The following is a 9,585-nucleotide window of genomic DNA, read 5'->3' on the forward strand; positions in this document are numbered from 1 at the left end:
GAATCGGCGGCATTGTAACAAAAATGCCCAACCAATTATGTTGCCTTTTTGAAGAGATTTCGTAAATGTTTGGAAAATTTGAAGAAACGGCAGTTTTATCCGTCAGGCTGCCCGGGCCGTCTGAAAATAAGGACAGGAATACCACCTTCTATACCGAACTCGGGCTAAAATAGACGTTTTTATTCTCGGGTACGCATCGATGCAGGTTTGGATTCGGCGGTGTGCGCTGTTGCTTCTGCCTTTGGGTTTCTTGGCGGTCATGGTGGTCGCGCCTTTGCTGTCGTTGGCGTTTTACGACGGCGAAGGCGCTTGGGCGGAAGTGGTGGCTGATGACTATATGCGCCTGCGCTTGGGCTGGACGGTGGCGCAGGCGGTTTTGACCTGCGTCTTGGTCACGGCTTTGGGCGTGCCTGCGGCGTGGGTGCTGGCGCGGATGGACTTTGCCGGACGGCGCACGGTTTTGCGCCTGCTGATGCTGCCTTTTGTGATGCCGACTTTGGTGGCGGGCATGGGCGTACTGGCTTTATTTGGCGCACACGGCATGCTGGCTGCAGGTTGGCAGGACACGCCGTGGCTGCTGATTTACGGCAACGTGTTTTTCAACCTGCCGGTTTTGGTGCGCTCGGCGTATCAAGGATTTGTGCGCGTGCCGCAGGCGCGGTTGCTGTCGGCGCAATCTTTGGGCGCGGACGCGTGGCGGCGGTTTGTCTGGGTCGAATGGCCGGTGGTGCGCGCGTGGGTTGCCGGTGGCGCGTGTCTGGTGTTTTTATATTGCTTTTCAGGCTTCGGACTGGCCTTGCTGCTCGGTGGCGAACGTTTTGCGACGGTGGAAGTGGAAATCTACCGGCTGGTGGCGTATGAGTTGGATATGGCGCGTGCGTCAGTGTTGGTGTGGCTGGTGCTGGCGGTTACGGCGGCGGCAGGCGGTTTGTATGCGTATTGGAGCAAACGCGTGGCTGTGGATAAGTCAGTCTCGCCTTTGCCTCCGCGTGCGCCGATATGGGCTTGGGAAAAATGGCTGACGGCAACAGTATTGGCCATGTTGGCAGTGTGCTGCCTGCTGCCTTTGGCGGCGGTATGGCTCAAGGCGGTATCGGCAGGCTCTTCTTGGGCAGTCTTGCTAGAGGCGCAAACCTGGGCGGCTGTGTGGAACACCGTCCGTTTCTCTGCGGCAGCAGTAGCGGCGGCAACGGTTTTGGGCGTGCTATATGCGGCGGCGGCACGGCAAATGGCGTGGTTGCGTGCGCTGATGTTTTTGCCGTTTATGGTGTCGCCCGTGTGCATCGCGTTTGGCGTTTTGCTGCTCTATCCGCAGTGGACAGCTTCGCTGTGGCTGCTGACGGCGACTTACGCGCTGTTGGCGTATCCGTTTGTGGCCAAAGATGTATTGGCCGCGTGGGACGGTTTGCCCAAAGATTACGCGGCGGCGGCGCGCACTATGGGCGCAAACGGTTTTCAGACGGCCTGTTATGTCACCGCGCCTTTATTGAAACCGGCTTTGCGGCGCGGCCTGACTTTAGCTTCGGCAACGTGTATCGGCGAATTTGCGGCCACATTATTCCTGTCGCGCCCCGAATGGCAGACGCTGACCACTTTGATTTACGATTATCTCGGACGCGCCGGTGCGGACAATTACGGACGGGCGATGGTGTTGACGGCGGTATTGACCGCTTTGGCTTTGACGGCATTTTTGCTGGTGGACGAAGCGGAAGGGCAAAAGGCCGTCTGAACGTGGTCGGCTCAAATTCCCTTCACTTTCACTACACCATTGCCGCGCCTTGTATCGAAAATTGATTGAATCCGCTATATAATTTGTTTTTAACCGCACTCAACACGATCTATCATGACCGACTTAGAAACCAAACGCCTTGAAACCCAAGCCATGCTGGATAATGCCGACTTGCTGTTTGACCAAGAACAATGCCGCGCGGCCTTGCAAAAAGTTGCCGACGACATCACCCGCGACTTGGGCGACAAATACCCCCTACTCCTGCCTGTAATGGGTGGCGCGGTGGTGTTTACAGGGCAGCTGCTGCCGCTGTTTCGTTTCCCTTTGGACTTTGACTACGTCCACGTTTCCCGCTACGGCGACAAACTCGCAGGCGGCGCGTTCAACTGGAAACGCATGCCCGACCCCGAGCAAATCAAAGGCCGTCATGTAGTCGTTTTGGACGACATTCTGGACGAAGGCCACACCATGGCCGCCATTCAGGAAAAACTGTTGGAAATGGGCGCGGCAAGCTGCCGTGCGGCCGTATTTGCCAACAAACTGATCGACAAAGAAAAACCGACCAAAGCCGATTATGTCGGTTTGGACGTGCCCAACCGCTACGTCTTCGGTTACGGCATGGATGCCGCCGGCTGCTGGCGCAACCTCGGCGAAATCTACGCCTTAAACAATAAATAAAACAAAGGCCGTCTGAAAGATGTTCAGACGGCCTCAACCCCAATACTAGGAACACATCATGATAGGTTTGTTAATCATTACACATGAAACCATAGGTGAAGCCTATCGCGGTTTGGCCGACCATTTCTTTCCCAACGGTTTCCCCGAAAATCTCCACATCCTCGGCGTACAGCCTAACGAAGATCAAAACGACATCATCAACAACGCCATCGCCGCATTGCAGGAATTTCCCGACAACCGCGGCGTGCTGATCATGACCGACATCTTCGGCGCCACACCGTGCAACGCCGCACGCCGGCTGGTGCGCGAAAACAAATCCGCCATCCTGACCGGCCTCAACGCCCCGATGATGATTAAAGCCATCCAATACTCATCACAAGCCGAAAACCTCTCCGACTTCACCGAAACCGTTAAAGAAGCTGCCATCCGTGGCATTTTCGCCATTACATCCGCACCTGAAGACCTGGTGTGCAAAGAAAACGGCTAAGGCCGTCTGAAAACATTCACTTTACGAACATTTAGGGGACATCCATGCTCAAACAAGAAATCGAAATCATCAACAAACTCGGCCTGCACGCACGCGCCTCCAGCAAATTTACCCAAACCGCCTCCCAATTCCAAAGCGAAGTCTGGGTCACCAAAAACGGCAACCGCGTCAACGGCAAAAGCATCATGGGCCTGATGATGCTGGCCGCCTCCAAAGGCACCGTGATTGAGCTGGAAACAGAAGGCGCAGACGAAGCCGCCGCCATGCAGGCGTTGACCGACCTCATCAATGACTACTTCGGCGAGGGCGAATAATGAGCATCGTCTTACACGGTGTAGCCGCGGGCAAAGGCATTGCCATCGGCCACGCCCACCTCATCACGCGCGGCACAACGGAAGTCCCCCAATACGACATCGATCCCGACAAACTTGATGCCGAAGTTGCCCGTTTCGACAACGCCATCAAAGCCACGCGCAAAGAACTGGAACAACTGCGCGGCGCAATTCCCGAAAACGCCCCGACCGAATTGGGCGCGTTCATCTCCCTGCACCTGATGCTGCTGACCGACGTTACCCTCTCGCGCGAACCCATCGACATTTTGCGCGAGCAAAAAATCAACGCCGAATGGGCATTGAAACAGCAAAGCGACAAGCTCGCCGCCCAGTTCGACAGCATCGACGACGACTACCTGCGCGAACGCAAACAGGACATGCTCCAAGTCGTCCGCCGCATCCACAACAACCTTGTCGGCCAAAGCAACGAAATCAACCTCGCCGGCAACCTGTTTGACGACACCGTCCTCATCGCGCACGACCTCTCGCCTGCCGATACCGTATTGTTCAAAGAGCAGCACATTACCGCCTTCGTAACCGATGCCGGCGGCCCGACCAGCCACACCGCCATCTTGGGCCGCAGCCTCGATATCCCGTCCGTCATCGGCCTGCACAACGCCCGCAAACTCATCACCGAAAACGAAATCGTCATCGTCGACGGCATCAACGGCATCCTCATCATCGATCCCGACGAAGTCGTCCTCAACGAATACCGCCGCCTCGCCCGCGAATACCGCAGCCACAAGCGCGAACTCAACAAAATCAAAAAAACCGCCGCCACCACGGCCGACGGCATCAACATCGAACTTTTGGCCAACATCGAATCCGCCGAAGACATCAAAACCCTGCACAACTTCGGCGCAGACGGCGTCGGCCTGTTCCGCAGCGAATTTCTTTATCTCAACCGCGACACCATGCCGTCTGAAGACGAGCAATACGAAGTGTACAGCGCGATTGTGAAAAAGATGAAAGGCAAAAGCATCACCGTCCGCACCGTCGATTTAGGTGTCGATAAAAATCCGCGCTGGTTCGGCCAAAACAGCACACCCAACGGCAGCCTCAACCCCGCACTCGGCCTGACCGGCATCCGCCTGTGCCTCGCCGAGCCGGTCATGTTCCGCACCCAAATGCGCGCCATCCTCCGCGCCGCGGTACACGGCCCCGTGCGCATGATGTGGCCGATGATTACGTCCATTTCCGAAGTGCGCCAATGCCTTATCCACCTGGACACGGCCCAACGCCAACTCGCCGAACGCGACGAAGCCTTCGGTCCGGTCAGCATCGGCTGCATGATTGAAATCCCGTCCGCCGCCATGACCGTCGGCAGCATCCTCAAGCTCGTCGATTTCATCTCCATAGGCACCAACGACCTGATTCAATACCTCCTGTCGGTCGACCGCGGAGACGACAGCGTCGGCCACCTCTACCAACCCGGCCACCCTGCCGTCCTCAAAACGCTGCAACACATCATCCGCACGGCAAACCGCATGGAAAAAGGCGTGTCCATCTGCGGCGAAATGGCCGGCGATACCGTCTTCACCCGACTGTTGCTCGGCATGGGCCTGCGCCGCTTCTCCATGAACCCCAACAACCTGCTTTCGGTTAAAAACATCATCCTGCACAGCCACACCGGCCATCTCGAAAACGATGCCGCCAAAATCCTGCGCTGCGAAGATCCGGAAAAAACCGAGAAGCTGATTAAAATCCTCAACCAAAGCGAACAGACGGAATCACAGGCCGTCTGAACCTCCGGCAAGGGCGTGTATCGAAACACGCCCTTTTTATTCGTCCCCATTTTGGGTTTACGCCCGATTCTCCCTCAAGCCCCCTTCTTCCCTATTTCGCCATTTCAAAAACCAACCTTTTTCACTTTTCCCCAATACTGCTTACAGGCCGTCTGAAAAATAGATGGCGCAAATAAAATAAAACTTTTATGCCCGCACCAAATGCCGTCTGAACCCCGATTACAAGGTTTCAGACGGCCTGCTGTATTCAACCGTATATCTTTTATTTTCTTTGCAATAAATGACCCTTTGCCTATCCCTTCCAGCTACTGCCCACTATGGCTTTAGGCACCCATATCATTCCTTTTCACTAGGTCTTCAGTACAGCCAAACATTATCCCTTTATTTTAATGATGCAACTTTTTACTCTAAAATATGTCTATTCTCATGTTTCACTTGAAAAAAGATTCAATACCTTGTAAATTTATAAAAGATAATAGTTATCATCATATTTTAAAGGAATAGTTCATGAGATTTACGCAACTTTCTGCTTTAATTGCCGCTGCAGCTTTATCAGTCGGCTCCGTATCCGCTTTTGCCAAACCGGTTCAGCTGACCGATACCGTCGGCCGTAAGGTAACCGTCGACCTGCCTGCCAAGCGCGTGGTTTTGGGCTTCTACTACCAAGACTACATGGCCATCGGCGGTAAAACCGCGCTGGACAACGTTGTCGGTTTCTCCAAAGCAGTTTGGGCCGACTGGGCGCCGCCAAGCTGGGCAGCATTCAGCAAAGCCGTGCCTAAACTGAATCAACTGACCGACGTGGGCGAAGTGGAAGTCGGCACTTTCTCGATTGAGAAAGTATTGGCACTGAAACCCGATTTATTGGTTTTGGCCGAATGGCAATACAAGGCTTTGGGTTCCGATCTCGACCGCATCAACAAAGCCGGCATCCCCATCGTTGTGTTGGACTACAACGCTCAAACGGTGGCCAAACACGTTCAATCAACCAAACTCATCGGCACGCTGACCGGCCAGCAGCAAAAGGCGGACAAATTAGCGGCAGACTACAAACGCGTTGCCGACACCATCCAAGCGCGCGTGCAAAAAGCCAATCTGCCCAAGCCTAAAGTCTATGTCGAGTTCGGCAACAAAGGCCCTGCCGAACACAGCGTTACCTTCGGCAAGAGCATGTGGGGTTCAATGGCGACACTGGTCGGCGGCAACAATATCGCCGCTTCTTCGGTCGAGTTCTACGGCCCGATCAATCCTGAAAAAGTCCTCGCCGCCAAACCCGACGTGATCGTGATTACCGGCCGCGAAACCGAATTGAAGAAAAACCCTGCCGCCATGGTGATGGGCTGGGGCATTCCGAAAGCGGAAGCGGAAAAACGCTTGGCAGGCTTTGCCAAACGCGCCGGCTGGGCGAACCTGCCTGCGATTAAAAACAACCGCCTCTACGCCGCCTACCACGCCAACTCGCGCACGCTGTCCGACAGTGCATCGATTCAGTTTATGGCCAAAGCGATTTATCCGCAGTTGTTTAAGGATTTCAACCCTGAGAAGACCTATATGGACTTCTACCGCCAAAACCTGCCGGTCGTGCCGAACGGTACGTTCTATCTGTATCCGAAAGGTCAGTAAGGCTGGCTTGCGGGTTTCAGACGACCTTTTTATGCGAAAGGTCGTCTGAAAGCAGTGTGGGTTTTGTACAGAACCGTAGCGTGGGCTTTGCCCACGGGTAATGTTTACGGAAATGATGGTAAACGGTATGAGGGTTTCCTGTTTTCGTAAGTGAAGCCCACGCTACGAATTTCCGTCGTACCGAATAGGGAGCTTCAGGTGGGTTTGACTGTTTTTACCTTCTCCCTAACCCTCTCCCACAGGGAGAGGGAACAAATGGCAGAAAATCACAACAATGGTCGGATTTCAGTCATCCGATTCCCTCTCCCCGTGGGAGAGGGCTAGGGAGAGGGTAAGCCGTTTGGAACGCCGTTATCCCGATTTTCAAAAAACCACCCTTCAAAACGGATACAGACAAAAGAGATTGTCGGACATGGATGTCCGACCTTGTTCCTTAATTTCAAAGGATTAAAAAATGAATGATTCGGTTGTCGCCGAGATTGTGAGAAACCAGCGCAAGTTGGAAGGCAAGCGTTGGTTGATTGTGTTGATGTTTTTAATCATCGCCGCGGTCAGTTTCCTATTCGACATCGCCACCGGCCCGGCAATGACAGACACGCTGCCCGTCGGTGAAGTGGTCAATGTTTTGCTGGGTAAACCCGGGGTCGATGAAATGAACCGCCTGATTGTGATGGATCTGCGCCTGCCGATTGCGGTAATGGCCTTGATGGTCGGCGCGGCTTTGGGTGTCGGCGGCGCGGAAATTCAAACGCTGTTGAACAACCCGATGGCCAGCCCTTATACGCTGGGCTTGGCGGCGGCGGCAGGTTTGGGCGCGTCGATGGTGATTGCGTTCGGCGGTTTCGGGCTGCCGGAAACGGTCGCCGTCCCCATCGGGGCGTTTGTGATGACCATGCTGGCTTCGGGCATCTTGTTTCTGTTTGCTTCGGCGCGCCGCTTCAATTCGGCGATGCTGGTGTTGGTGGGGATTGCGCTTTTGTTTCTGTTTCAGTCGATTCTGTCGCTGATTCAGTTTATCGCCGCGCCTGAGATTTCGCAGCAGATTCTGTTTTGGCTGTTCGGCAGCCTGACCAAGGCGACTTGGGAAACGGTCATCGTTACGGCGGCGGTTACGGCGGTATGCGTGCTGCTGCTTTCGCGCGATGTGTGGAAGCTGACCGCGCTGCGCTTGGGCGAAGAACGCGCCGTCGGGCTGGGCATCAATCTGCAATTTTTGCGCCTGAAAACGCTGGTGTTGGTGGCGGTGATGACGGCAACGGCAATCAGTTTTGTCGGCGTGATCGGCTTTATCGGACTGGTCGCGCCGCATGTGGCGCGGATTCTTTTGGGCGAAGACCAACGTTTCTTCCTGCCCGGCGCGATGCTGGCGGGGGCGGCGTTTTTATCAGTGGCGAGCGTGTTGTCCAAGGTGATTATCCCGGGCGCGCTGTTTCCGGTGGGGATTGTTACGTCGTTTGTCGGCGTGCCGTTCTTCTTCTGGATTGTATTAACGAAACGATAGGCCGTCTGAAATGTTGAAACTTGAAAATGTCCATATCCGGCGCGGCGATTATGTGGTCGCCGACAGTATCGATTTGACGCTGGAACAAGGCAAAGTCTATTCCGTGCTCGGCCCGAACGGCACGGGCAAATCCTCACTGATGAAAACGATTTTCGGCGAAGTGGCGCACAAAGGCACCATCCGCTACGGCGACGAAGTGCTGAGCAAAATCCACCTGCAAAGCTGGCGCAAACGCATAGGCTATATGCCGCAGGACACCGCCGCCGAAGCCTCGCTGACCGCGCTGGAAGTCGTGTTACTCGGCCGCATGGACGCGCTGCATATGCACGTCGGCGACGAACTGCTGCACGAAGCCGCAAGTATCATGGCAGAGTTGGGCATCGGCCATCTGGCGCACCGCGACGTCATGCGGCTTTCCGGCGGACAGCGTCAGCTCGTTATGTTTGCCCAAGTCATGCTGCGCCGCCCCGAAATCCTGATGCTGGACGAACCGGTCAGCGCGCTGGATATGCACCATCAACTCAATCTTTTAGAACGCGTGGTGCAATACACGCACGAACACAATCTGGTTACGCTGATGGTGTTGCACGATTTGAGCCTCGCCGCGCAATTTTCAGACGGCGTGATTCTGCTCGGCGAAGGCAAAGTACAGGCGCAGGGCGCGCCGCAGGACGTATTGCAGGCGGACATAATCGACAGGCTGTATAAAGTGGACATCGAACTTTTATACGACAGCAAAGGCCTGCCCGTTATCCGCCCGATGCGGCAGAGTGCGTAACTTAACCGCTCCTGAAATGTTGGATTTGAGCATCCGGCCTGCAAACTCCCTGCAACTTATCCTCTCTCCCGCGAGAGAGGGTTAGGGAGAGGGCGGTAAGCCCAAGGCTTACCTCTCCGACTCATCAGCCCGCCCCATATTTTTTATCCTGAGAAAGGACTTTCTCCATGAAAAAAATCCTCTTCCTCCTCATGCTGACCGCTTCCCTTAGCGCATACGCCGCCAACCACGAAATCAAAATGCTCGACAACGGCAAAGACGGCAGCATGGTGTTCGAGCCCGGCTACGTCAACGCCAAAGTCGGCGACACTGTTACCTTCAAAGCCGCCAACAGCGGCCACTGGGTACAAAGCAAAGCCCTGCCCGACGGCGTTGCCGACTTCCTCTCCGAAGACGGCAAAGACTTCACGCTCAAGCTCAACAAAGAAGGCGTGTACGTCTATACCTGCCCGCCGCACCGCATGATGAACATGAGCGGCGTGATTCAGGTCGGCAAACCGGTGAACAAAGCCAAAGCACAAGCCGTTGTCGATGAAATGGAAAACCGCGCCATGCAAAGCAAAGGCCGTCTGAAAAAATACATGGCGCAAGTGAAATAAACGCGTTTATACCTGCATTAAAGGCCGTCTGAAACCTTTCAGACGGCCTGTTTCCTTTGCGTAAAACACGCATCAAAGCTATATCTTCCGTTTCAGTTTCCGATAAAATAGGC

General features: G+C 54.8%; 9 protein-coding genes. All 9 read left to right on the plus strand.

Annotated elements, in window-relative coordinates; genetic code table 11:
- The first annotated feature begins 199 nt into the window (after nt 1-199).
- Complete coding sequence (locus ACTHSP_RS14065) at nt 200-1,729, plus strand: ABC transporter permease (RefSeq protein WP_049351813.1); 1,530 nt, start codon at nt 200-202, stop codon at nt 1,727-1,729.
- A 114-nt stretch (nt 1,730-1,843) separates the two neighbouring features.
- Nucleotides 1,844-2,407 (plus strand): hypoxanthine-guanine phosphoribosyltransferase, encoded by a 564-nt coding sequence (locus ACTHSP_RS14070; RefSeq protein WP_049351805.1) that lies wholly within the window; start codon nt 1,844-1,846, stop codon nt 2,405-2,407.
- Nucleotides 2,408-2,465: 58 nt separating this feature from the next.
- The gene (locus ACTHSP_RS14075; RefSeq protein WP_003683821.1) at nt 2,466-2,894 is read left to right on the plus strand and encodes a PTS sugar transporter subunit IIA; all 429 of its coding nucleotides are present in this window, start codon (nt 2,466-2,468) and stop codon (nt 2,892-2,894) included.
- Between the two features lie 44 nt (nt 2,895-2,938).
- Entirely contained in the window at nt 2,939-3,208 is a 270-nt protein-coding gene (locus tag ACTHSP_RS14080; protein ID WP_049328812.1) for an HPr family phosphocarrier protein, read from the plus strand.
- Complete coding sequence (gene ptsP, locus ACTHSP_RS14085) at nt 3,208-4,971, plus strand: phosphoenolpyruvate--protein phosphotransferase (RefSeq protein WP_049351798.1); 1,764 nt, start codon at nt 3,208-3,210, stop codon at nt 4,969-4,971. The genes ACTHSP_RS14080 and ptsP overlap by 1 nt, the downstream gene beginning before the upstream one ends.
- A 507-nt stretch (nt 4,972-5,478) precedes the next feature.
- Nucleotides 5,479-6,594, plus strand: a complete 1,116-nt coding sequence (locus tag ACTHSP_RS14090; RefSeq protein ID WP_049351795.1) for an ABC transporter substrate-binding protein — start codon at nt 5,479-5,481, stop codon at nt 6,592-6,594.
- Between the two features lie 454 nt (nt 6,595-7,048).
- Nucleotides 7,049-8,095 carry a FecCD family ABC transporter permease gene (locus ACTHSP_RS14095; RefSeq protein ID WP_049351793.1) on the plus strand — a complete coding sequence of 349 codons (1,047 nt, stop codon included), beginning with the start codon at nt 7,049-7,051 and terminating at the stop codon, nt 8,093-8,095.
- Nucleotides 8,096-8,105: 10 nt separating this feature from the next.
- Nucleotides 8,106-8,873: an ABC transporter ATP-binding protein gene (locus tag ACTHSP_RS14100; RefSeq protein WP_440346309.1), complete on the plus strand. Its 768-nt coding sequence runs from the start codon at nt 8,106-8,108 to the stop codon at nt 8,871-8,873.
- A 167-nt stretch (nt 8,874-9,040) separates the two neighbouring features.
- Nucleotides 9,041-9,472 (plus strand): plastocyanin/azurin family copper-binding protein, encoded by a 432-nt coding sequence (locus ACTHSP_RS14105; RefSeq protein ID WP_049351791.1) that lies wholly within the window; start codon nt 9,041-9,043, stop codon nt 9,470-9,472.
- Nucleotides 9,473-9,585: the final 113 nt, after the last annotated feature.

It is taken from the genome of Neisseria sp. P0001.S005 (assembly GCF_051963715.1).